The sequence below is a fragment of the Lichenicola sp. GTC18331 genome (assembly GCF_055386855.1).
Genome location: NZ_AP045015.1, coordinates 2,612,265 through 2,636,628, shown reverse-complemented (window position 1 = coordinate 2,636,628; position 24,364 = coordinate 2,612,265). Strand labels below are relative to the sequence as shown.

General features: G+C 63.3%; 21 protein-coding genes and 2 pseudogenes. 20 read left to right on the top strand and 3 right to left on the bottom strand.

Going from position 1 to position 24,364, the window contains the following annotated elements:
• Window positions 1-64 precede the first annotated feature (64 nt).
• The 20 genes and pseudogenes from ACZ5BM_RS12075 to ACZ5BM_RS11980 all read left to right on the top strand — a co-directional run.
• Window positions 65-1,141 carry an HlyD family secretion protein gene (locus ACZ5BM_RS12075; RefSeq protein ID WP_498908262.1) on the top strand — a complete coding sequence of 359 codons (1,077 nt, stop codon included), beginning with the start codon at window positions 65-67 and terminating at the stop codon, window positions 1,139-1,141.
• Window positions 1,138-2,694 carry an MDR family MFS transporter gene (locus tag ACZ5BM_RS12070; protein ID WP_498908260.1) on the top strand — a complete coding sequence of 519 codons (1,557 nt, stop codon included), beginning with the start codon at window positions 1,138-1,140 and terminating at the stop codon, window positions 2,692-2,694. The genes ACZ5BM_RS12075 and ACZ5BM_RS12070 overlap by 4 nt, the downstream gene beginning before the upstream one ends.
• Window positions 2,691-4,103, top strand: a complete 1,413-nt coding sequence (locus tag ACZ5BM_RS12065) for an outer membrane factor lipoprotein domain-containing protein (protein WP_498908259.1) — start codon at window positions 2,691-2,693, stop codon at window positions 4,101-4,103. Before ACZ5BM_RS12070 ends, ACZ5BM_RS12065 begins: the two co-directional genes overlap by 4 nt.
• A gap of 230 nt (window positions 4,104-4,333) precedes the next feature.
• Window positions 4,334-4,912 (top strand): protein-export chaperone SecB, encoded by a 579-nt coding sequence (locus ACZ5BM_RS12060; protein ID WP_498908257.1) that lies wholly within the window; start codon window positions 4,334-4,336, stop codon window positions 4,910-4,912.
• A gap of 57 nt (window positions 4,913-4,969) precedes the next feature.
• The gene (locus ACZ5BM_RS12055; RefSeq protein ID WP_498911609.1) at window positions 4,970-6,367 is read left to right on the top strand and encodes a dipeptidase; all 1,398 of its coding nucleotides are present in this window, start codon (window positions 4,970-4,972) and stop codon (window positions 6,365-6,367) included.
• Entirely contained in the window at window positions 6,367-6,777 is a 411-nt protein-coding gene (locus ACZ5BM_RS12050; protein WP_498908256.1) for a lysozyme inhibitor LprI family protein, read from the top strand. Before ACZ5BM_RS12055 ends, ACZ5BM_RS12050 begins: the two co-directional genes overlap by 1 nt.
• Window positions 6,778-7,009: 232 nt before the next feature.
• Complete coding sequence (locus ACZ5BM_RS12045) at window positions 7,010-7,369, top strand: hypothetical protein (RefSeq protein ID WP_498908255.1); 360 nt, start codon at window positions 7,010-7,012, stop codon at window positions 7,367-7,369.
• A gap of 3 nt (window positions 7,370-7,372) precedes the next feature.
• Entirely contained in the window at window positions 7,373-7,627 is a 255-nt protein-coding gene (locus ACZ5BM_RS12040) for a hypothetical protein (RefSeq protein ID WP_498908254.1), read from the top strand.
• On the top strand, window positions 7,621-7,959 hold the full coding sequence (locus ACZ5BM_RS12035) for a hypothetical protein (RefSeq protein WP_498908253.1): 339 nt from the start codon (window positions 7,621-7,623) through the stop codon (window positions 7,957-7,959). Before ACZ5BM_RS12040 ends, ACZ5BM_RS12035 begins: the two co-directional genes overlap by 7 nt.
• A 114-nt stretch (window positions 7,960-8,073) precedes the next feature.
• Window positions 8,074-8,403 (top strand): STY0301 family protein, encoded by a 330-nt coding sequence (locus ACZ5BM_RS12030; protein ID WP_498908252.1) that lies wholly within the window; start codon window positions 8,074-8,076, stop codon window positions 8,401-8,403.
• Window positions 8,404-9,173: 770 nt separating this feature from the next.
• Window positions 9,174-10,523: a site-specific integrase gene (locus ACZ5BM_RS12025; protein ID WP_498908251.1), complete on the top strand. Its 1,350-nt coding sequence runs from the start codon at window positions 9,174-9,176 to the stop codon at window positions 10,521-10,523.
• A 45-nt stretch (window positions 10,524-10,568) separates the two neighbouring features.
• Window positions 10,569-10,961, top strand: a complete 393-nt coding sequence (locus ACZ5BM_RS12020; RefSeq protein ID WP_498908249.1) for a type II toxin-antitoxin system RelE/ParE family toxin — start codon at window positions 10,569-10,571, stop codon at window positions 10,959-10,961.
• Complete coding sequence (locus tag ACZ5BM_RS12015; protein WP_498908248.1) at window positions 10,936-11,262, top strand: helix-turn-helix domain-containing protein; 327 nt, start codon at window positions 10,936-10,938, stop codon at window positions 11,260-11,262. Before ACZ5BM_RS12020 ends, ACZ5BM_RS12015 begins: the two co-directional genes overlap by 26 nt.
• Before the next feature lie 288 nt (window positions 11,263-11,550).
• Window positions 11,551-13,434 (top strand): ATP-binding cassette domain-containing protein, encoded by a 1,884-nt coding sequence (locus ACZ5BM_RS12010; protein ID WP_498911607.1) that lies wholly within the window; start codon window positions 11,551-11,553, stop codon window positions 13,432-13,434.
• Window positions 13,409-14,800 carry an ATP-binding protein gene (locus ACZ5BM_RS12005; RefSeq protein WP_498908247.1) on the top strand — a complete coding sequence of 464 codons (1,392 nt, stop codon included), beginning with the start codon at window positions 13,409-13,411 and terminating at the stop codon, window positions 14,798-14,800. Before ACZ5BM_RS12010 ends, ACZ5BM_RS12005 begins: the two co-directional genes overlap by 26 nt.
• Window positions 14,778-15,965 (top strand): hypothetical protein, encoded by a 1,188-nt coding sequence (locus ACZ5BM_RS12000; RefSeq protein WP_498908245.1) that lies wholly within the window; start codon window positions 14,778-14,780, stop codon window positions 15,963-15,965. Before ACZ5BM_RS12005 ends, ACZ5BM_RS12000 begins: the two co-directional genes overlap by 23 nt.
• A gap of 7 nt (window positions 15,966-15,972) precedes the next feature.
• Complete coding sequence (locus ACZ5BM_RS11995) at window positions 15,973-16,845, top strand: hypothetical protein (protein ID WP_498908244.1); 873 nt, start codon at window positions 15,973-15,975, stop codon at window positions 16,843-16,845.
• Window positions 16,846-16,854: 9 nt separating this feature from the next.
• Entirely contained in the window at window positions 16,855-18,006 is a 1,152-nt protein-coding gene (locus ACZ5BM_RS11990) for a hypothetical protein (protein WP_498908242.1), read from the top strand.
• A gap of 403 nt (window positions 18,007-18,409) precedes the next feature.
• The gene (locus ACZ5BM_RS11985) at window positions 18,410-19,606 is read left to right on the top strand and encodes a DUF932 domain-containing protein (protein WP_498908241.1); all 1,197 of its coding nucleotides are present in this window, start codon (window positions 18,410-18,412) and stop codon (window positions 19,604-19,606) included.
• Window positions 19,607-19,733: 127 nt separating this feature from the next.
• Window positions 19,734-20,072: pseudogene (locus ACZ5BM_RS11980) on the top strand (ParB/Srx family N-terminal domain-containing protein); the annotation flags it as partial.
• A gap of 1,329 nt (window positions 20,073-21,401) precedes the next feature.
• Here ACZ5BM_RS11980 and ACZ5BM_RS11975 read toward each other — a convergent pair.
• From ACZ5BM_RS11975 to ACZ5BM_RS11965, 3 genes and pseudogenes are all read right to left on the bottom strand, one after another.
• A pseudogene (locus ACZ5BM_RS11975) lies at window positions 21,402-22,229 on the bottom strand (LysR family transcriptional regulator); the annotation flags it as partial.
• Between the two features lie 258 nt (window positions 22,230-22,487).
• On the bottom strand, window positions 22,488-23,810 hold the full coding sequence (blh, locus tag ACZ5BM_RS11970) for a bifunctional sulfur transferase/dioxygenase Blh (protein WP_498908240.1): 1,323 nt from the start codon (window positions 23,808-23,810) through the stop codon (window positions 22,488-22,490).
• An 83-nt stretch (window positions 23,811-23,893) separates the two neighbouring features.
• Window positions 23,894-24,298 carry a hypothetical protein gene (locus ACZ5BM_RS11965; RefSeq protein WP_498908239.1) on the bottom strand — a complete coding sequence of 135 codons (405 nt, stop codon included), beginning with the start codon at window positions 24,296-24,298 and terminating at the stop codon, window positions 23,894-23,896.
• Between the last annotated feature and the right edge of the window lie 66 nt (window positions 24,299-24,364).

The following is a 24,364-nucleotide window of genomic DNA, read 5'->3' as shown; positions in this document are numbered from 1 at the left end:
TCCAGTTGACAAACATCTGCATCGTCGTCATGTCGTCCACTCGGTATACATCAGGACGTGTTCGTTGGCCATTGCCGCTTCCCCGGAGACGCCCCGCCGTCGCCCGCCGATCCGACGTCTCGTTTTCTCCATCGCCCTCGCCGCCGTTCTGGTTGCCGCGATCGCCTACGGCGTTCATTGGTGGACCACAGGACGGTTCCTGCGCAGCACCGACGATGCCTATCTGCGTGCGGATTCCGTCACCGTGGCACCCAAGATCTCCGGCTACGTCTCCGCCGTGCTGGTCGGCGACAACCAGGACGTGGCGGCAGGCGAGGTGCTGGTCAGGGTCGATCCCGAGAACTACCGCGCGGTGCTGATCCAGCAGACGGCGATGCGCAAGACCAGGCAGGCCGATATCGACGTCGCGGAGGCCACGCTGGCGCAGCAGGGCGCCGCCGTCGCGCAGGCACAGGCCAAGGTCGCGGGCGATCAGGTCGATCTGCGTCACGCCGCCGACGAAGCCGCACGCTATCGCGGCCTTGCCGCGGAGGGCGCCGAAACCGCCGAACGCGCCTCCGACATGAAGAACCAGCGCGACCGCGCCGAGGCGACGCTGGCCGGCGATCGGGCCGCTTTGGATGCGGCCAAACGACGTGTCGAGACGTTGCGCGCACAGGTCGAACAGGCCCAGGCCCAGCTCGGCACCAGCGACGCTTCCATCCATGAAGCCGGGATCGATCTGGGCAATACGGCGATCCGCGCCGCCATCGCCGGGCGTGTCGGGGACCGCACCGTGCGCGTCGGCCAATATGTGCAGCCCGGCACGCGGCTGCTGACGATCGTGCCGGTGCGGGACGTCTATGTGGTCGCCAATTTCAAGGAAACCCAGCTCGAAGGCATGCGTGTCGGCCAGCCCGCGACAATCAGCGTCGACGCTCTGGACGGGCGGGACCTGCGCGCGGTGGTGGACAGCTTCGCCCCCGGCACCGGCTCTCAATTCGCGTTGCTGCCGCCGGAGAACGCCACCGGCAATTTCACCAAGATCGTGCAGCGCGTGCCGGTCCGCCTCCGCCTGCTGGCGGACGAAGCGCAGCTGCGAAGCCTGGTTCCGGGCCTGTCCGTCACCGCGACCATCGACACGCGGCAGACGGCGCGATGAGCGCCACACTCGCGGCGCCCGATACGGAAAGCGCCAGTGTCGGCGACTGGATCGCCGTGTTCGCCGGCGCGCTCGGCGCGCTGCTGGCCTCGCTCGACATCTCCATCGTCAATTCCGCCCTGCCGCAGATCCAGGGCGAGATCGGCGCCAGCGGTACCGAAGGCACCTGGATCTCCACCGGCTATCTGGTGTCGGAGGTGGTGATCATCCCCCTCACCGCCTGGTTGACGCGCGTGCTCGGTTTGCGCAGCCTGCTGCTCGGCTGCGCCGTGCTGTTCACGCTGTTCTCGGTGTTGTGCGGTTTCTCGCACAGCCTGCCCAGCATGATCGTCGGCCGGGTCGGCCAGGGCTTCACCGGCGGCGCGCTCATTCCCACCGCGCAGACCATCATTCGCACCCGGCTGCCCGCACGGCAGATGCCGCTGGGCATGACCATCTTCGGCTTGATCGTGCTGCTGGGACCGTTGATCGGGCCGGTGCTGGGGGGCTGGCTGACCGAAACCATCGCGTGGCAATGGTGCTTCTTCATCAACCTTCCGGTCGCAGTGGCGCTCGTCACCCTGCTTCTGCTCGGCCTGCAGCATACCGCGCCACGCTGGGATCTGCTCGTGCGCGCCGACTGGCTCGGCATCGCCGGGCTGGCCACCTTTCTCTCGACCCTCACCGTGGTTCTGGAAGAAGGCCAGCGCGAGCGCTGGTTCGAGTCCGACCTGATCTGCTGGCTGTCCTTCGTCTGCGGGCTCGGCTTCGCGCTGCTGATCGCGGCGCAGGCGACGGCGGCGCAGCCGGTGATCAAGCTGCGTCTCTTGCTCAATCGGAGTTATGCCAGCGTGATCGTCATCGTGGTCACGGTCGGCTCCGGTCTCTACGGCATTCTCTACGTGCTGCCGCAATTCCTCACCAACGTGGCCGGCTACAACGCGGCGCAATCCGGACGCATCCTGTTTCTGTCCGGCATTCCCGCCATTCTGCTGATGCCGGTTCTGCCGAAGCTCCTCGCCAGCGTGCCGCTGCGGCTCATGGTCAGCGTCGGGCTGATCTGTTTCGCCGCTAGCTGCTTTCTCGACACACGTCTCTCGCCACAGGACGACGGCAGCGCGTTCGTCTGGTCGCAGTTCCTGCGCGGCATGGGACAGATCCTGGCGATGATGCCGCTGAACCAGGCCTCCGTCGGCGCGGTCAGCCGGGAGGACGCGCCGGATGCGGCCGGTCTCTACAACATGGCGCGCAATCTGGGCGGCTCGCTGGGTCTCGCCGGTCTCGGCATCTTCATTGATCGCCGACAGGAATTCCACGTCGACACGATCCGCGAAACGCTGAAAGCCAACGCGCCCCTGGTGCAGATGCGGATCGACCGGATGGCGGCCGCCTTCGGGGGCGGCGGTTCAGACCCGGCCTATGCCCACACCCAGGCTCTTGCCAGCCTCGCTGCGCAGACCCGGACCCAGGCCTTGGTGATGACCTATTCCGACTCGTTCTTCGTGCTCGGCGCCGCGCTGTTGTTGTCGTTTCCCCTGGTGTTTCTCCTGCGCCGTCCCGGAACGGTCCGATGAACGGCCTCACGCTCCGGAGCGCCGCGATGGCCGCGGCGATGGTTCTGGCTGGATGCACGGTCGGCCCGGATTACACCGGCCCTCCGCCCATGACGGCGGACCATGCGACGCGCTTCGTCCGGGCCGGGACCGCCCCGACGCCGCAACCGGCGGCCGCCGCGTGGTGGACCGTCCTCGGCAATCCGACCCTGGACCGGATCGAGGCGGCGGCGATGCGGAACAATCCCGATCTCGATGCGGCGCGCGCCAGAGTGCGGGAAGCGCGGGCCACACGCGCCGGCGCCCGGGCGGCGTTGCTGCCGAGCGACGATGCGAGCGCGGTCTATCTGCATGCCCATGGCGGCGGTGGCGGTCTGCTCGCGTCCGATCTCGATCTCTACGATATCGGCTTCGATGCGAGCTGGGAGGCTGATCTGTTCGGCGGGCAGAAACGCGCGCTGGAAGCCGCCGGCGCGCGCGCGCAGGCGCGGGAATTCGATCTTGCCGATACCGGCGTGTCGCTGAGCAGCGACGTCGCGCGGGCTTACATTTCCTTGCGGGACGCCCAGCATCGTCTGCATCTGCTCACCCAAAGCGCCGCCCTGCAGTCCCGCATGCTCGACCTCACCCGAAAACGCGCCGTGGGCGGCACGGCATCGGATCTCGACGTGGCGCGTCTCGATGCACAGCTTCAGGACACCGTGTCCGGCCTGTCGCCGCTGCGCAGCACGATCGCCGAACAGCTCGACCGTCTGGCGATCCTGTGCGGAGAAAGCCCCGGCGCCCTGGATGCGACCCTGGCGGTCGCCGGAGACGCCGACGTTGCAGTCCCGGCACCACCGCAATCGCTCGCCGTGGGCGATCCGGCTTCCTTGCTGCGACGTCGCCCCGACATCCGCGCGGCGGAACGCGACGTGGCGGCACAGAACGCCGAGATCGGCCAAAGGATTGCCGACTACTTCCCCAAGCTCGGCTTCACCGGCAATCTGGGCTTTGCCTCCACCGATGCCGGCACGTTGTTCGCGGGATCGAACCTGCTCGCGCTGGTGCTGCCGACCCTGCAATGGAAGCCGTTCGATTTCGGCCGCACGCGCGCCAAGGTCGATCAGGCCAAAGCCGGCCTCGGCGAAGCGGAGGCGACCTATCGCGGCACCGTCCTGCGCGCCCTGGACGACGCGGAAACCTCCCTCGCCCGCTACACCGAACAGCGCAGCCGCGTGGCGGTGCTCCGGCACGAGCAGGACGCCGCCGACCGGGCCGCCGCCCTGCAACGCAAGCGCTTCGCCGGCGGCACGGCCAGCCTGATCGACACGCTCGACACCGAACGCCAGCGCGTCGCGGCGCAGCAGGCCCTGGCGGAGGCGCAGGCCGTGCTCACCACCGATTTCGTGGCGATCGAGAAAAGCCTCGGCCTCGGCTGGCAAGGCTGACACGCTGCTTCCTCGGCGGCCGACCGCCCCGTCGCCGCCATGGGAGCGGGAATGGCGAATGACGCCGCCCGCACATGTCGGAACCGTAGCGCCGATCCCCCCCGAGCGTCCGTCGGCAACGACAGGCCTGCGCGCTCTTCTGCCTCGGAAACATCGCCCGGCCGCCTGCCCTCGCAGGCCGCGCTGGGCTGGGATATGCTCCGGGGCGAAACCGCATGAAGACCGCCGCCATGTCAGACTCAGCGATGCACACCGTTTCCGGCGGTGCCTATCCCGGTGGAGCGGATGCGGGCCAGTCCGTGGCAGGGGCCGCGCAATCCGGGCCGCCGCTGGTGCTGATCACCCAGTATGTGCGCGGCATGACCTTCCAGGTGCCGGGTGCGCCGGCGATCTATGCCGCGATCAACTCCATGCGTCCGCACATCACGCTGGGCATCGACGTGCAGGCCCGTCGCGCGGAAGAACACCGCCCGACCTGGGAAGTGACCCTGTTGATGCACTGCACCGGGCACGTGAACCAGCCCGTGCCCGGCCAGGAAGCCCCCCCGGTCGCCTTCGTGGTCGAACTCGCCTATTCCGGCATCTTCACGCTGCAGAACGTCGAGCCCGAGGCGGTGGAGCCGGTGCTGTTCGCCGAATGCCCGCGCCTGCTGTTTCCGTTCGCCCGCGCCCAGCTTGCCGACATCACACGCGAAGCCGGTTTCCCGCCCGTGCTGCTGCAACCGTTCGATTTCATCGCCTTCTGGCAGGGCAAGCGCGCCGCCAATGCGGCGGCAGCGGCCGAGCAGGCCGCCAACGGCGCGGCCTGACCGTCCGGGGGGACGGCCCCTTCCGTCGCGGCCCGGTTTGGATGCACCATGCCGGGCATGACCGCCACCGATCCCACACACGCCCTTTCCATCGTCGATAGCCAGCTCGAGGCGAGCCTGGAGCGGCTGTTCGCGCTGCTGCGCATTCCCAGCATCTCCACCCAGCCGGAGCACGCCGAGGATTGCCGCCGCACCGCACGCTGGCTGAGCGACGATCTGGCCGGGCTCGGCTTCGAGAGCGCGGTGCGGGAAACGCCCGGCCTGCCGATCGTGGTCGCGCATCACCGGCAGCGCGACGGCGCCAGGCGTCCGCACGTGCTTTTCTATGGCCATTACGACGTGCAGCCGGTGGACCCGCTCGAACTCTGGACCAGCGGCCCGTTCGATCCGGTGATGGTGGATGCGCCGGACGGCGAGCGCTGGATCGTCGCGCGCGGCGCGTCCGACGACAAAGGCCAGGTGATGACCTTCATCGAGGCGCTGCGGGCGATCCGCGCCGCGGACGGCTCCTATCCGCTCGACATCACCGTTCTGCTGGAAGGCGAGGAGGAAAGCGGCGGCCCCAGCCTGCGCCCGTTCCTGGACGCCCATCGCGACGAACTCGGCGCCGATATCGCCCTGGTCTGCGACACCAACATGCTCGATGGCGGCGTGCCGGCCATCACCACCATGCTGCGCGGCCTGGTCGGCGAGGAGATCACCATCTCCTGTGCCGATCGCGATCTCCATTCCGGGCTCTACGGCAATGCCGCCCGCAATCCGCTGCATCTGCTGGTGGACGTGCTTTCCTCCCTGCGCGACGAGACCGGCCGCATCACCCTGCCCGGCTTCTATGACGGCGTCCAAGACCCGCCCGCCTCGGTCCGCGCCGAATGGGCGCGTCTGTGCGGAGACGATGCGGCACTGTTGGGGCCGGTGGGCCTGAACATCCCCGCCGGCGAGCAGGGATACACCGCGCTCGAACAAACCTGGGCGCGCCCGACCTGCGAGATCAACGGCATCACCGGCGGCTATGGAGGCGAGGGTTTCAAGACCGTGCTGCCCGCCAAGGCGCAGGCCAAGGTGTCGTTCCGCATGGTGGCCGGCCAGGACCCGGAGAAGGTCCGCGCCGCGTTCCGCGCCCATGTGCGGGCGCGTATCCCGGCCGACTGCAGCGTCGAGTTCCACGAACATGGTGGCTCGCGCGCCAGCGCCCTGCCGATCGACGGCGCCGAGTTGAAGGCCGCTCTGGGCGCGCTGACCGCCGAATGGGGGAAGGACGCCGCCGTGGTCGGCAGCGGCGGCTCGATCCCGGTGGTGAAGGACCTTCAGGAAGCGCTCGGCATGGACAGCCTGCTGATCGGCTTCGCCAAATCCGACGACCGCATCCATTCGCCGAACGAGAAATACGACCTGACCAGTTTCCACAAGGGAACGCGGAGCTGGGTGCGAGTGCTCTACGCGCTGGCGAAGTGATGCGTGCGGCGGCGATCGGAACCGTTCTGATCGCCGCCGTTTCGATCGTCGGCACGCCGGTTCGCGCCGACGATTATCGGTCGTGCATGAAGGCTGCGGACGGCATCGACCCAGCGCTGTTCGCCTGTCAGGGCCAGGAACTCGAACGGCGGAACCGGGCGCTGAACGCGATCTATGCGACGCTCCTGGCAAAGCTGACAACGGACCCAGTCACGACTGCGAAACTGAAGACGGCCGAGCGGGCCTGGATCGCATTCAGGGACGCGGATTGCGCCGTGCTGGATTACGGACCCGACGACGGGACGTTGGGCCGAATGGTGCGAACGGATTGCATCATCGACAAGACAAGGACCAGAATCGCCGAACTCGAAGCCCTCGGCAAAAGCCCCGACCTGAACAAGAGGGAGTAGAACAGGTACGAAGCGGCGGCTCGGATTGCGGACACATGAACGATCGCATTCCACGGGATTATTCGTTTTAATTCCGTTGACCTCAAAATGGGCGTGGAATAACGTCGAGCACGTCGGCGGAGATGCCTATGCGGACCATAATTCCCTGTTGTTGAGCGACCGTACCGTCCCCTGCTCGGGAGACATCCTCGTTCCATCACAGGCCGCCTTACGGCGGACATTGAGGTCAGCCATGCTCGACAAACGCTCCGTGCCCCTCGTCCGGACGGTGGCGGCGCCCGAGGCATCGTCTTGGACAGCCGCCATGACCATTCGTGCCGCGACACCTTCCGAACCGCTCGCGATTTTGGCGGCGCAGGTACGCACGATCCTCGGACGCGTGCGGAAATCATGCAGCGCCATTCCGATGCCTGCATGGGTAAAACGAAACCTTTCCAAACGAGAAACCGCCTTCATCGCAGCAGCCTACGCCATCCCTTTGCCTGGAACGGCGCTGATCGCCGCCCTTCTGGTCGGCCTCAGGCGGCTGTTCCGGCGCGTGCGTCGCCATTGGGCCGAACGCTCCATGGCAGCCCTGGTGGAGAACGGGTGACGCATGGCCCGGCGCCCCCTCACCACCGGCGAGATCGCCCTGGCACGCAGCCTGTTCGGAACGTCGATCGACTATGCAGCGGTCAGCGTGTTCGATCGTGGCCTCGCTGCGATCAAGGCGTTCGGCAACATGTCCTTCCGGGGCAATATCTACCTGCCGAACGGTCACGAGATCGATTTCTCGTTGGCGCGATCGCGGCGAAGCGATTGTTCATTCACGAGAGCGTGCATGTCTGGCAGCATCAGAACGGCGTGCTAAATCTGGCCGCATCCGCACTGCGCGAAGCAATCCGGCATCGTTTCCGATACGCGAACGCCTATCTGTTTCATCTCGATCCCGGCAAGGATCTTCTGGATTACGGTCTGGAGCAGCAGCCTGCGATCATCGAGGATTATTTTCTTCGCGCACATGGCGGCGTGTCGATGGGACGGTGCCTGAACGAGAGCGCGGAAACGCGGACCCTGCTGGAAAGCGTCCTCGGCCGCTTCCTGTCCGATCCCGGCTACGCGCGTCGCATGCCGCCTCGGCGCGCCCCCGGTCCGTTTCGGCGCCTTCCCCCCTTCGCGGCCGTGCGTCGGGAGCCTGCCTAGCCGTCCGAAAAACGATATGCCGCGCGCCTTACAACACAGGGAAACAAGCCGGTCCGTCAGCGCGCCTTTCGGTTTCGGTTCTATGGTGCCGAGAGAGGCGATGGGACGCGTTCCATGGGATCGAGGAGGGTCGCTAAAGCTGCCCTGGTTTTCGCCGCGCTGTCCTGCGCTGCCGCCGCGCCCGTGGCGTGTCCGTCCAGCATCACCGATGCACAGGGCAGGCATCCGCTGGCGAACGTCTCGGTCTACGATGGACCACCGGCCGAGATGGCCGATCTGATACCTGTTCCTGACGGCAACATGGACCGCTGGGATTTGGACCCACGCATGGATCCCTTTCTCGTTTGCTCCTTCTCTGGGACGACGCAGACCACTCAATTCCACGTTGTCGGGGCCGTAATGTGCAAAGCGAGGGACACGCCGGCAAAGGCGTGGTGCCGCTGACCAGCTCGTTGAACATGCGGATAAAGTGGGTGGCGACACGGATACCGAAGCGGTCCATTCCGATCGTCCGCACAGAGCAGCGGCGGTCAGGGATCTGTGGATCGAACTGAAGCGCCCGCACGACGGCCACGTTCTTCTGTTTGCTTCGGGCGGCTCTTCTCCAGACTCCAGGAGAACCGGCGGAAATCCGATCATCGCAGTGCGCCGGCATGCGTGAACAGCAACCAGCATCGTGAACTTGACGCCTTACGGACAGCGACACCACTGGGCGAACTGGATGGTGATGACGGGATGCGACCTGACAACGCTGATGCGTCTTGGCGGCTGGAACCCGCAAAAGCCGGCTCGCCGATATGCATCTCTCGGCGCTGACCTCATGACGGAGGCAGTCCTAAGGGCGACATAGCTTTGTCCAGCCCTGGCCCAAATCGCATAGTACTGTTGTGGTTCGATCTGTCCGCTTTCGTCCACAAAGACATGTGAACCGTCTCAACTAACTCCTTGACAGAGTTAGGAGAAATTGGAGCGGGCGATGGGATTCGAACCCACGACCCCAACCTTGGCAAGAGGCGGCAGACCCTACTCTTCGATACGATGTGCTTCGCGCTTCATGGAATACATTCATATCTTCAATGAGATAACCACGATTTCAATGAGATAACCACGATAGGGTGCGCCAGCCTTCGCCGTGCTTTTCTCCTTCCTGCTTACCCGATGCTTACCCGTGTGCTATGATGCCGATCGGGCAAGCAGACCAGAGCAGGCAGGCGATGGCAAGGATCACAAAGCGACTCGTCGACACCCTTCGCCCTAAAAAGGCCGACGAAGACGCGCCCGGAGATGACGAAACCGCGCCCAACTCCAAGAAAGACGTTGTCGCCTGGGACGACGAACTGCGGGGCTTTGGGGTTCGCTTCAAGCCGACCGGCGCGGGCGCCTACATCATTCAGTACCGAAACGCCGAAGGCAGGAGTAAACGCCTGACGCTGGGTTCCGTAGCTGAGTTGACGGCTGAGGAGGCCCGCAAATTCGCCCGCAACAAGCTCAGCAGTGTTGCGCAGGGAGGCGACCCCGTCGCGGAGAAGCACGCCGCGCGCACGGCTCCCACGGTGGCAGAGGTCTGCGACTGGTATCTTGAAAAGGCAGAGAGTGGCGAACTGCTCGGCCGCCGACGCCGGCCGATCGCCAAGAAGACCCTGGCCCTTGATCGCAGCCGGATCGACACCCACGTCCGCCCGCTTCTTGGGGACCGGAAGGTCCAGAGCTTAGCGCTTACCGACATCGAACGCTTTCAGGCCGACGTCGTCGCTGGCAAGACGGCCAAACCCCGAACGGGCCGCGGCGGCGTGACTACGGGCGGCGCCGGCGTGGCGGGGCGCACAGTCGGGATGCTGCACACGATCTTCGAACAGGCCGCTCGGCTGCACCTTGTCAGCCACAACCCGGCGAAGGGCGTCCGAAAGGTCAGCACGGACAACAAGGTCGAGCGCCGCTTGTCGCTGGGGGAGATCGCCACTCTCGGCAGGGCCATCCGTCAGGCGGATGAGGAGAGCCCCGTCGCGCTGGCGGCGATCCGCCTCATGCTGCTGACCGGCTTTCGTCGGATGGAGGTCCTGACACTGAAGCGGGCCTGGGTCGATCCGGAGGCTCGGTGCGTGCGCTTTCCCACGACCAAGAGCGGCGCCCAGCTCCGTGCCATCGGCCAGCCGGCCCTCGAGCTGCTTCTAGCCCAACCGTCTGGCGGGGAGGAGAACCCTTATGTCTTCCCGAGCGAGACCGGCGATGGCCACTTCGTCGGTGTCGTTCGAGTTCTTCAGCGTCTCTGCCTAACCGCCAAGATCGAGGATGTCACACCCCACGTTCTTCGGCATACCTTCGCCAGCGTGGCCGGAGACCTCGGGTTTTCCGAGCTGACCATCGCAGGCCTGCTGGGGCACACCGGGCGGGGCGTCACGCAGCGTTATGTTCACCTCGACAAGGCTTTGCTCCTGGCGGCTGACAAGGTCGCTGAGGAGATCGAACGAGCCCTGGATATGGGTCTCGCCCATCGGTCCGAAGGGCACCCGGTTCGTTCCTCGGAAGAGGGAGAACACCATGTCGAAGTGGCTTGCAGTCTGTAGCTCTAAGAGCTATATCTCATTCGTTCTCGGCAGGTACTGCTGGGGATGAGCGTCTACGTCACTAAGGAGTTCGCTCGGTTTGCGCGAAAGGCGCGCCTAGCCAACGCCAAGCTGTTCCAGGCCGCTCAGGATGTCGCGGCTGGCCATTACGATGCCGATCTCGGCGGCGGCGTGTTCAAGCAGCGCGTCGCCCGGGAAGGCGGTGGCAAGTCGGGCGGGTTCCGAACGGTTATCCTGTTTCGGGTCGGGAGCCACAGCTTCTTCGCCCATGGCTTCGCCAAAAGCGACAAGGCGAATGTGTCGGCCAAGGAGCTGAAGGCCCTGAAGCAGTTGGCGGACGTGCTGCTCGGGTTTTCGGAGGAGCAACTCGTGGCGGCTCAGGCCGCCGGCGAATTGAACGAGGTTGAGAGCGATGACGTCGACGAAGAGCAATGTTGAAGGTGGTATCCTCGCCTCGGTCCACAAGACCGCGGCCGGCCTCCACAAAGCTGGGCTCGTGGACAAGGCGACCATGCGTGAGTTCGACGCCCTGTGCCTTACCCCTGTCGAGCCGCTCACCCCAGAGGAAATCCGGGCGCTACGCGAACGCGAGCAGGTCTCTCAGCCCGTCTTCGCGCACTACCTGAACGTCCGGAAGGATGCCATCAGCAAGTGGGAACGAGGTGAGAAGCGGCCCGATGGTCCATCGCTCAAGCTCCTAAATCTCGTGAAGGCAAAAGGATTGCGGGCAATTGCTTAAAGCAAGAGTCAACACTGATGGGGTTCTTGGCTGCAATGTCGGGCAATGTCTCGCTTCTTGCCATGTGGCGCTTCAAAGCAAGCTCTTTAGGCCGGCCGATCCCGATCAAAGTGACCAGATCGCGTGACGGCTGCGAATGCCGCCAGATTTTTCGCATCGACGGCTGACCGGATTAGATGTTGGGGACCTGGTCGGGCACGCGCACTTTGTGTAAGGTTGGATCATTACCAAAACCGGTCCGCGGTCGGGCTGAGCGTGCAAAGACGGGTGGTTGTTATATTGAATAACGTGGCAAGACTTGAAGATCGCCTAACAAAGGATACCGATGAGGTCGCCGGACTTCGCGTTGTCGGGCTCTCGGCGAAAGGCGCCATCAAGCGCGTGTCGGTGGAGGGACGCAACGGGGAACGGACGATTCTGCCGATGCATCGCTTCGCGATGGTAGGCGAAAGGGATCGGCTCATCGTCGGTGACGGCCTTGAGCGTCGCGTTTGGGTTGTCGGAGAAGACAACACGCAGATCCAAGTCTCGCCCTACTATTCGCTCCATGCCACACACTTGTTCGCAGGCGAGCAAGTCGAAAGCCGGGTGGTAGAGCTTTCTACCGACGATGACCTGCGGGATTACGCCCTTCTGGAGGCATTTCACTACCGCGGCTTGGACCTCTCTGGTGACGTCGAGGATCTGGGCGCGCACCGCAAGGGCACGGGCGGTCGGCGCGCGGTTCTCCTGCTGCAACTAAAGCTCGCAGGCAAATGGACCAGCGCAGGCTATATCGAACTTCAGATGCCCCTGATGATGGCTAAGCCTCGCCATCTCGCGTTTGCTCGCCCCTTCCAGCATCCGACCCTCGATGTGGCATGGACGTCCTGGGCCAAAGGGGGTCAGACGCTTGTCAACCGCATCGCCCGGATCGCGCGCGTTGTGGTCAACCCCGAACTACGGGGGGGTAGCCTTTCTGGAATTCTCGTGAAGGCGGCCGTCAGCTTCGCGCGCGAGCGATGGCACATCGGTGGCAAGCGAGTTCTTTTCCTGGAGATCTCCGCGGAAATGCTACGGCACATCGATTTTGTGTCGAGCTGCGGTTTTCACTATCTCGGCGACACCGAGGGTAATCGCGCCCGGTTGGCCAAGGATTTGGCCAGCATCAACAACGGCGCGAAGGGCTCGTCGGGAATCATGAGCCTACAGCGGCGCTACCATGCCTTCTTCGAGGATTATCGTGGCGTCACCGGCGATAGCTTCGAAGCCTTGCGTTCAAGGGTCGCTGACGTCTTGAAGCATGACGACCCATGGAAGGCTATGACGGTCGACGAGTGGTTAGCGTTACGCCCAGTGATCCGGTCGCCAATTCCCTACTACATGATCGGACTTGATGAGGCGTCAGATGCTTACGTTAAGGCCGGCGCCACAGCGATTGCATCAAAGCACGAGCAGGTTCGATTTGATGCTCTCCAAGAACTTTCGCTTTGCGATCTCGACCTGCATTCCAACTACGATCTCCCCCTGACAGATCACAGCCGGCTGGTGATGGACAGCTTCGGCATAACCACAAAGACCGTCCGGACTCGCATCGTCGGCCCTCTCAGTCTAACGGTTCAGGCCGGAACGGTCACATTCGTCGCGGGCGCGAGCGGCTGCGGCAAAAGCCTCCTTCTAGATCGCCTTGATCCGAGCTGGCATTCCGCCACGGTGGAGATGCATGGAAAGATTATCCCGACCACCTATTCGGTTGCCCGTTTGACACCATTCCCGGCAGACGCACCGCTCTTCGAATACCTTGCCACTAAGCATGGGCCGGAGCGAGCTTTCGAAGCGCTCGCGCGAGTGGGCTTGAGCGAGGCCCTGGTCTTCCTTAAGCCATTCGAAATGCTCAGCCGCGGCCAGCGCTATCGCGCCATGCTGGCGGACCTCATTCTTGGTGACGCGCAGGTATGGTTGATCGATGAATTTTGTTCCGACCTAGACCCTTTGACCGCCCGGATCGTCGCCCACAAACTGCGTGAGACCGTGCGGCAGGAGCAGCGCCTTGCCTTCGTTGCTGCCGCCAACCACGCCCATTTCATCGCCGCGCTGAGGCCTCATCGAATCTTGGCTCTTCGCACCGGGGGCGGATGTACGACGCTCGCATGGAAGGACTACGCGCATGGCGTTCTCGAACAAGCTCTCTGAAACTTTCGGGAAGGCCATCGAGCAAAGCCCTTACGTGGCGCTCGACCCTATAGTGAAATACAACTACAGCCCGAAAGGCAAAAACCTGATCTTCGGCCGTGCCGCCGATGTTGCTGGCCCGAACGACCTTCTCTATCTAGGCAAGGTGTTGGAGACCGCAACCGGCGCGAGTTTGCTCGGGGCGGACGCGTGGCTCGACACCAAATTTCCTCACGTGATCTACATCACCGGCACGCGGGGAAGCGGCAAGAGCATGGACCTCGGAATCATCATCGAGGGGCTCGCGCGTCTTAAAGAACCGTCGCCTGTCCAACAAAATATCACCCCCGTAGCCACGTTCCTCATCGATACGCAGAGTCAATTTTGGAGCCTGCGGTATCCCCCCCAGGGCGATGCCAGTCGACCGCAGCTCGGCGACCTCGCGGATTGGAACTTGCGAGCCAATGGATTGGCCGATACCGCAGTGTTTGTCCCAAAAGGAGCTACCAAGTTTCTCGGCGACGAAAAAGAGCTAACGCTACGCCCCCGCGACGTACTGCACGAAGAATGGTGCGCCCTGCTGGGTCAGGAGGTCTACGGTCCACAGGGCCACCTCTTGGCCGAGATCCTTGAAAAACTGGATGGCGAAGACTTTTCTCTAGACGACATGGTGCGGCTGTTGCGAGAGGGTCGCCTGTCGGCATCTGTGGCGGAGAGTTCGCGAAATGTAGTCATCTACCGGTTGACGGACTACAGCCGCACTGGGCTGTTTGATCCCAATGGAATCAATATTCAAGACCTCCTTGTCGGCGGCCGATGCAATATCTTTATGCTTCGGGACCTCCGAGACGACGACAAGGCACTGGTCACTGCCATTTTGGCCCGACAACTCTTCATCGTCATGGGGCGCTACCACCAGCAACGACGCGTCTCGGATTTCTTCGGTAAGGATAAGCCCAATCGCGAGTTTCCAAGCCGCGTGTGGCTACTCGTCGACGAAGCCCATGTGGTCTGTCCCAATAGCGGGGCGTCGCCTGCACGCGAGGCGTTGGTGGAGTACGTTAAGCGAGGCCGGGATGCTGGTCTATCCTTGGTTCTCGCCACCCAGCAGCCGTCGGCCGTCGACGACCGTGTGCTGAGCCAAGTCAATCTCTCGCTGTCACATCGGCTGACATTTCAGAGCGACATCAACGCGGCAATCGGCCGGATCCCAACCAAGACTCTTAGTGGGCTGCGGATCGGCGGGACCAAGCTCTCGGACTTCGGGGACATTCTACGGCTTGTCGAAGCAGGCCAATGCTTTGTGGGAGATCATGCAACTAGCCGGACCGTTCTTGTACAGATGCGACCGAGAGTGACAGCCCATGGTGGACAGAGTCCCATCTAAGGAATTTTCGGTCTTCATCCGGAAGATTGGCTACTCGGTTGGCCTTGAGCACACGCTTGAGCGCCTGAACGATTTTGCACGTCTTTATGCCGGACGAGACATCTTAAGTTATGCCGATATAAGCCGACTACTACACTCCTCGAAGCCGAGTGGTTGGGGGTTAGATCGAAACAATGAGCATATCCTGGACGTGCTGCGCAGCCTCGGCGTCGTCGATGTCCGTCGCGGTGAGGTCGCCGTCCTAGAGGCTGGCGACGCCTTGGGGATGCTGATGAGGCTTCAAGGGGATGGCGACGCTTTCAGGAGCAGCGCCAAATTCATTTTCATGCACAGTTTGGCCCTGGCTGACGGGGATATCTTCTTCAACGCACTCGCTGCCTGCTTCGAACCGGAGGAATTCGCGCGGCGCCTAATACGGATGATTGAGTTCAAATGGACACTTCTCGAAGGCCATTTCTCGTCGTCGCATCAGCGCGCCGCCATCTACAGCGCGATCAACGTAGAGGCGCAGGAGAACAACCCAGGCAGCCGGGGAAAGGGGGCGCTTGGCAACGTACCTGATCCAGGGCGACTACGACAGGCGCGTGGCGCCTTAGCACCCCAGGTCAGTCGTCCCGAACCAAAGATTTCTGGCCCCTATCTAACCAAGGCGCTACCGCGGCGAAAAGCCTGGGCAATCTCGCTAGGACTCGCTTCTGAAACCGGCGTACCAACGGCCAAGGGCGAGAGGCTGCTGAAGGCCCTGGCCGATAAGGGCTACTGCGGACCTTCCTGCATCGCTATGTGGCCCCTGCGGCACGAACTGCTCAGTCCGGCTTACATATCGCTGCGAGAGGCGGATTTTCCGAATCTCGATTCGTGGTCGTTCATGTTGCTGATCGGGCGCGGCATGGACTTGCTGGGGGCCGCCGATGCTGAGGGTGGAGAGGCTGAGCTGGCGCTTTTGCGCCAACTTGTTCAGACCTATCGCACGCTTAACATTTCAAAGAGCATTGTGCGGACAGAGTTACCCGCTAGAGTTGCTTACCGATGCGTGTTAAGTCTTTCGATGGGACAAGATTCCGTGCCAAACTATCCGGCGCTCATTGATGAAGAGCAGAGATCGGCGTCGCCTCGCATCCTGGCGAGGCCATCGCGCCTCGCCGAATCCGCCCTCTCAGCGTGAGGCACGGATGGCCACCTTCCTATGCCGCGAATTCGTGCGCGACCTCATCGAACACGGCGACGCTAATTTCGCTTCGCGCGTCTTGAGCAAGCTTCTCGGTGCCGACGGGAACTTCGAACCGGACGCAGATGATCACCGCTACCACGGTATCGAGGACGGTTGGATTCGCTACATCAGTCGCCAAGGCACGGCCTATCGCGCGATCTTCCTGCGCCGTGGAGCCGATGTGTATTGGTATCGGGCGGGCTCACATTCGATAGAAGACCGACTACGGGCGCCGCAAAACCTAACGGCTGCGGTGGCCATCGGCGAAACGCCGGCTGGTCTCGACGCGCTCATGTCGCATCGAAACCCCCGTTACCTAAAGACATCGGAGCCCCGCCTGCTGCGGGAGGTGGTTGCCGCCCGCGTTCTGGTGCCCCATCGAAACTTAGCGCTCGTCACGCCACGTCTCTCCGTTACGCTTTTCAGCCCGGTAGGATTGATTGGAAGGTTGATCGATGCGGTCGTCGATTCCAGCGGCACCGTTTCGGTCATAACCAAACCGCCGGCGCAACGCGATCTAACGCAATATCGCTGGCTCGCCTCGCGAGGCGTGGATCTCTTAGTCCATGAGCGGGTCAACGCCAGACTGCTGCTATTCGAGGTAGACCGTGATCGATTGGATACGGAAATGGCGCACGTTGGTTCCATTGGTGTCGTTGGTTCCTCGGAATTGACAGAAGCCGGGCTGGGCGTCGGCGGTGCCGACGATGTTCACGAAGAGCTCTGCTACGAGATCGGGGGTGATGATCTCGACGGCGCTAGCGAATATTTGTTGAAATTGGCCGAAAATGCGCTGTCGCTGGAGGATCACCTCCAACGCTTCGCGTTACACTAGGAGGGGTTGATGCCTGTCGATAACGCGACGTTCTACAAGGCTTGCAATCTCACGGGAAATCCCTTCCGGTCGAACGCTACGTTCGATGACGATCCGCGGCTGGCTATCTGGGCAGGCCAAGTCAAGGAGCGCGAGCAGCTCCAAAAATTCCTGCTGCGGTCACGTGCCGAGCAGGTCGGCAATACCAACCTGACCTTGCTCTACGGTGCGTACGGCACGGGCAAATCGCATGCCCTACTGTGGGGCATTCACTGGCTTAGGCACATGGTGGATAGTGGCCAATCCACCGCCTACTACGTGCCCACCCTTAAGAAGGACAAAGGCAAGCTGACGTTTGGCGGCGCATTCCAGGACGACCTGATTGCCAAAACCGGGCTTGTCGAAGATGCCCTTCACTATAGGACCTTTCTGCAAAGATGCGTCAACCAGTACACCAGCGAGAATGACGTCGGCGTAGCTGCGTCCAACGACGACATCATCGAGCGGCTTGTTCCGGCGGTAGATCTGTACAATTTTGCGAAGGGACTTTTCCGTCAAGAGACGGAGGAGACAATTCGGAGTTTCCTGGCGCCCAAGGGCCAGACCGACTACCAGGCGATGATCACGTTTACACGTCTAGCCAACCTGTTTGTTTACGAGATGCGTTTCAAGGACGAGGTGAAGCGCTTCCGACAGTCAGTGCACTTGATGATCGACGAGCTGGATGTCCTACTTCAAGCTTCGACGAAGGAGGTCCTGGAGGTCAACGACCTCATCCGACACCTCTATGACCTATGCCCTAATTGCTTAGGCCTCGTGCTGGCCGTTTCGGCAGAACAGGAAATCCTGCCGTCCATCTTCACTGAGTACGTCCTCACGAGGGTCAGCCGCCAAATAGAATTCAAACCGTTCGACCGCACCGCTGCTGTCGAATTCGCGACCCAAGTCATGGACAAGAGCCGAGATGATTGCACGGACGCGGCACGCAAGGGCGCATTCCCGTTCACACCGGATGCGTTGGAGGCGGTGCTTGGCCAACTCACATTCCGCACTCCGCGGAAGGTCGTGAATGTCATGCAGCAATTGATCGAAGAAGCCAGGTTGGCAGAGCTAGATCCATCCATAAGCGCGATTACGGTGGGCCAGCTGGATGCGTCGGGGATCACAGAGGAAGTGATCTGACACCCTTTATGAGCAGGATGAGATTCGCGAGGGTAGTCGGACTTGAAATTCTCGGTTGCCATCTAAAAACATTGAGTCGCCATCGGTTGGCTTCGCCATGAACTTTGTCGCCATTGCGGCCATAAGCCGATCATTTCAGAAGTCTGCTGCTTATTTAAGACAGACTTCGCAGTCTTTTTTCTCCTCTTCTTGGAGAATATATCCAGCCTTCTGGATAGTGCTGCCCTCATGAGAACTCGGCGTCAACAACTGCTTGAAGGCAAAATCAATATCTTGATCTGAGTTGAGTGGAGAAAGCCCCCCCCCCGCAACACCCTTCTTAGAGTGAGAGGACGGACCGGCTTCGCCGTGACGGGTTGAAGGTTGGAGGAGAGGCCTCCGGTGCCCGTCATGGAGACTAGCCATGACCCATGTGGAGATTCTGGACGCCGCTCGCGACCGCGCTGGCGGCTACAAGGTGGATGTGAGCCGCGGCGAGCGGATCGGCCGCGTGTCGTCGGAGTGGTTTTCACGACCAGCGGACGAGCGTTACCTGTCCTTGTCGGACCTCTATGCCGCCGTCCGTGGACGGGCCGAGCGGAGCCGCACCCGGACAGTCGAGAGCGCGGCGATCCGGCTCGAGGCGAGCCGCGATGATGCAGAGCGCCTGGCACTGATGCTGCCCGGGTCGGATGCGCCGATCGCGCCTACGCATTGGAGCTTCGGCCAGCTCGCCAGTCTGGTCGGCGCGCCGGCGGCCTATCTGCGGCAGCTTCCCGCGCCGCTTGCCGGCATCAACCTGCAATACGGGCTGACCTCTCATCGCGCCGAGCAGGTGAAGACGCTGGAGATCGAAGATGGCCGCGTCGAGCTGCGCGCTGTCACCGGGCCCGACTATGGCCGCATCTTCGACCATGAGCTGGTCTCGGCCGTGCAGCGCATCGCGGGCAACGGCACGGGCGACACTCGCTGGAAGGTGCCGGGCGTTCTCGACTGGTCGACCGGCATCTACAATCCGCGCGTTGACATCACCCAGGACACGACCACGCTCTACGCGTCCGATCGCGACGTCTTCCTGTTCCTGGTCGACGACCTCAACCCCATCGAGGCCGGGCGGCTGCCCGATGGCTCGCCCGACCTCTTTTTCCGCGGCTTCTATTGCTGGAACTCCGAGGTGGGTGCCAAGACGCTCGGCATGGCGAGCTTCTATCTCCGCGCTGTTTGCCAGAATCGAAATCTCTGGGGCGTCGAGGATTTCGAGGAGATCACCATCCGCCACTCGAAATACGCAGCCTCGCGTTTCTCGCACGAGGCGGCGCCGGCATTGACCCGCTTCGCCAATTCCTCTCCGCTGCCCTTCGTCAACGGCATCAAGGCGGCGCGCGAGAAGATCGTGGCCCGCACCGACGAGGATCGTAGCGACTTCCTACGCAAGCGCGGGTTCTCGAAGACCGAGACGGCAAAGATCATCGAGACGGTGCTGGCCGAAGAGGGCCGGAAGCCCGAAAGCGTTTTCGATTTCGTGCAGGGCATCACCGCGGTCGCGCGGGATAAGACTCAACAGGACGCGCGGCTCGACTTGGAGGCGCGCGCCAAGAAGCTGCTCGACCGGGCGGCCTGACTCCCGGAAAGCCGGAGATGCGGAAACGCGTGTCTCCGGCTTCGTGCCTTTCCGTCTTTCCTGATCGTCGGTTCTGCGGCGCTGCCCTTCAGAGGAAGAGGGCGGCGCGGCGCTTCTTGACGAGTTGATGCCGAGAGAGAGGCTTTCGGCGCTCGTCGCGGAGTACATCCCGATGTCTACCCCTGTTCGGAAGATTACCCTCTCGCCCTCGCGGGACATTCCCTTCAATAAACTCCTCCTGAGCCAATCGAACGTGCGGCGCGTGAAAGCTGGCGTCTCCGTCGAGGAACTGGCCGATGACATCGCCCGCCGCGGCCTCTTGCAGGGCCTCAGCGTTCGCGCTGTCGTCGACCACGCCGGCGTTGAGACCGGCATGTTCGAGATCCCGGCCGGTGGCCGGCGCTATCGGGCGCTGGAGCTGCTCGTGAAGCAGAAGCGCCTCGCCAAGACCGCGCCGGTGCCGTGCATCGTCCGCGACAGCGGCATCGCCGAGGAGGACTCGCTCGCCGAGAACGTCCAGCGCGCGCCGCTGCATCCGCTCGACCAGTTCCGCGCTTTCCTCGCGCTGCGCGAGAAGGGCCAGTCCGAGGAGGAGATCGCCGCCGCATTCTTCGTCTCGGTCAACGTGGTGAAGCAGCGCCTGAAGCTGGCGTCGGTCTCGCCGGCGCTGCTCGACGTCTATGCCGAGGACGGCATGACGCTCGACCAGCTCATGGCCTTCACCGTCTCCGGTGACCATGAGCGCCAGGAGCAGGTGTTCGAGCGACTGAAGGCCTCCTACGACAAGCAGCCCTACGTCATCCGCCGCATGCTGACCGAGGGCGCCGTCCGGGCCTCCGATAAGCGCGCGCAGTTCATCGGCCTCGACGCCTATGTGGCGGCGGGCGGCACCGTGCTGCGCGACCTGTTCCAGGGCGACGATGGCGGCTGGCTGCAGGACGTGCCGCTCGTGGACCAGATGGTGACCGACAAGCTGAAGGCGGACGCCGAAGCGATCGCCGCCGAAGGCTGGAAGTGGATCGAGGTCGCGCCCGACTTCGCTTACGGTCATGCCTTCGGTCTGCGCCAGCTTCGCGGTGAGACCGTGCCGCTGACCGCCGAGGAGGAAGCGAGCCGCGACGCGCTTCAAGCTGAGCTGGACCGCCTCTCCGACGAGTATCAGGACGCCGACGAACTGCCCGACGAGGTGGACGAACGCTTGTCGGAGCTGGAGACGCTTATCGAGGGTTTCGACAGCCGTCCCGTGGTGTTCGACGCCGCCGAGATCGCCCGCGCGGGCGCATTCGTCAGCATCGGCGCTGATGGCCAGCTTCGCGTCGAGCGCGGCTATGTCCGGCCGGAAGACGAAATGTCGGTCGAGCCCGCGTCCGAGCCGGAAGCTGACGGCGACGATGAACGGGCTATCGCCGCCAGCTACGAGGGCGACGAGGCTGTCGTGACGGCGGAGCCTAGCGCCGAGCCGGAGGAGGACGAGGGTCTCTCGCCGATCTCCGATCGCCTGATGACCGAGCTGACCTCGCACCGGACGCTTGGCCTGCGCCACGCGCTCGGCGAGCGGCCCGACATCGCCTTCCTCGCCGCCCTGCACGTCCTCACGCTGAAGACGTTCTACCATTACGGCTCGGATAGCTGCCTCGAACTCGATCTGAAGAGCGTCAGCTTTGGGACGCAGGCGCCAGGGCTGAACGACAGCGCCTCGGCCGAGGCGATCCGCGCGCGGCACGAAAGCTGGTCGAAGGAGCATGTGAAGGAAAGGACGCAGCGAAGGATTCCCGTTCTCTTCGCGCCAGTGAGCGCGAAAGCTGAGCCGTGCGGGCCCGTCGGCGTCATGGACCTCCCGGAACGTAACGCCGGGGTAGGTCGCCCCGGTCGCGCCTTCAAGGGCCAGCAACAATCCCCATCCGGCGCCGACGAGCGTGAGAAACCGATCGGGCGAAACGTCATGGCGCGTCAGCCGGCACGGGTCGGAGCATCCCGACTTGCTGATGATCAGCTTGAGGATTTCCGGCCCTGGTCCGCGTAGCGGCAACAACAGCGGTTCATTCCTCAAATCGTTCCAAAGCAAGAACTCACGATCGCCCAAAGGATGCTCCTCAGGAAGCGCGACGACGACCCGTTCGCTCCACACCGGCAATGACTTCCCGTCCAGCCTTGGGTTGCCCTCCACGACGAAGGCCACGTCGATAGCCGAAGTGACGAGGTCGGAGATCAAATGGTCGCTCGACCCATCCACCAGATAAGTCGCCACATCGGGAAATCGTCGGCGAAAATCGATCAGGGTGGCGCGGAGGTTGCCTGCCGAAAGCGAGGCATGGACACCAATCGTCAGACGGCCGCTCTCGCCCCGTGAACGGGTTCTAAGTCGTTCAGTAATCGCTTGCGTCTCCTCGAGGACGCGCCGAGCGGCCTCGAGGAATTCCTGTCCCGCCGGCGTAGGACGAGTGCCACCGTTCGTGCGTTCGAACAGATCCGCTTTCAGCTGATATTCGAGATTCCGAAGGCATCGGCTGAGTGTCGATTGCCGGACGCTCAACGCCTCGGCCGCCTGCCGGAGGCTGCGATGTTGCGACGTGACGATCGCCCATCGTAGATCCCGAAACTCGACAACCTGTAGGGGGTCCATTCACCACTCGGTTCGGCGGCCGTCCTGCGGCTCGCGTAATTGAGGGTGGGTGCCATTAGGTAGGCCCGGGCAACTCACGCGCAGCCTGCACAGCGCGGATTTTGCCTCTCGTGGGAGCATCATGGCCGTGGCCCCCGTGACGCTCGTGGGGTGCCCCACACTCATTCTCCTTCCCTGGACATTTTCCTGGCGGTCAGCCGCCGGGATGCTAAGATTATCCGGAGCGCATTCGCGTCCGGGCAGAGGCCGCCGCGGTCGCTATTCCCATGCCGCGTCCGCCAAAGCGCCGATCGGGATCTTGAGATAGCGGCGACCGTTACTCTCGGGCTCGGGCATGCGGCCGCCACGGATGTTGATCTGCAGGGCGGGCAGGATGAGCCTCGGCATCGGCAAGCTCTTGTCCCGTGCTTCGCGCGTAGCGATGAACGTCGCCTTGCTGACGCCCGCGAGGTGAATATTGCCTGTCCTCTGTTCGGCGACCGTGCTTTCCCAACGGGGCGCGCGGCCGCCCGGCTGATAATCATGACCGGTAAAGAGCCGCGTATCTTCCGGCAGGGCCAGGATAGCCTCCAGCGACTCCCAGAGCTGCTCCGCCTTGCCGCCGGGGAAATCAGCGCGCGCGGTGCCGGAATCGGGCATGAAGATCGTGTCATGCACGAAGGCGGCGTCGCCGATCACGTACGTGATCGAGGCCAGCGTATGACCTGGCGAAAAGAGAACGCGCGCGTCGAGCGAGCCGACGGTGAAGCGCTCGCCATCCTTGAACAGATGGTTCCATTGTGAGCCATTGGTCTTCAGCTCGGTCCAATTGTAAATCGACTGCCACAGGCGTTGGACGTCGATCACATGCGCGCCGATCGCGGTCGGCGCGCCCGTCTTTTCGCGCAGATAATGGGCTGCCGAGAAATGGTCGGCATGCGGATGTGTGTCGAGAATCCACTGCACCGTCAGCCTCTCCTCCGCTACGTAGCGCAGGATGGCGTCGGCGTTCACCGTGGCGACGGAGCCCGATTTCTCATCGAAATCCAGGACCGGATCGATGATCGCGCATTGACCGGTCGCAGGATCCGACACGACATATTGGGCACTGAACGTACGCGGATCGAAGAAGCCTTTGACACTTGGCCGCCGTTCCGCGTCGCGCGCCAGCCATTTGGCGGCAACGGAAAGATCGACGCCCCATTTGCCGCCGAGCGCGGGCAAATCCTCGCGGGCCACGCGCCCGTCCAGCACCTCGCCGATGGCATGCAGGCTCGCGGAGCGAATGCCGCTTCGGCAATGCGCGAAGACGGGGCCGTTGGTTTCAGCCACCGCCTTCTGGAAGGACCGCACGTCGGCTTCGGTGATCGTCGCGGCTGTCACTGGGATGAAGTGAAAGGCCATGCCTCCCGCTTCCGCCGCCCGTTGCTCAGCCGCAGGGATCGGCTGGTCCGGCTGTTCCCCGCTCGGACGGTTGCTGATGACACTCTTGAAACCGGCCGCCGCCAGATCGGGAAAAGCGTCGAGACCTGGTTGAGGTGCGATGAAGAGTTTTTCGGAAATCTGCGTCGCGGAGGAACGCGGCGATACGGTGTCGGTCATGTCACCCTCCTGAGGGGCGGCCGAGCATCAGTCGGTCGCTGCTATAAGTGTTCGAGCGTCAAGCGTCAGGCGAAGTCGCCCGGTCAGGGGGAGCCGGCCCCCACGCCGGGCAGCTGCCGCAGAGGTGCCAGCGGGGAGAGCGGCAGCAGCTCGAACTGCATGAGATGCGCCTGCCCCAACGGCAGCGCTTCCAGCATCGCATGGGCTTCCTTGGGGTCCGTCACGTCGAGGAGGAACACCACGCCGTTGCGGTCCGCGAGCGAGAACCACTGGTCGATCTTACCGGCGAGATAGAGCTTCACCGTCTCGCGCACTTCGGCCGGCAGAGTGGCGCGGACCTCGGCAATCGTCGCACCTGGGGTCAGGGTACCGATCGCGAGAATATGGGTCACGGGCTTCGGGAAGGACGGGGTGTCAGCGTGGGCCGAACCGGCGGCGACGGTCGCCGCGAGACCGGCGGCAAGCGTCGCAGAAAGCAAGCGGGTCACGAGAATTCTCCTCTTGGCGCACCCGATCACGTATGGCCGGGGCGAAGTTCAGGGTTAGGCTCACGC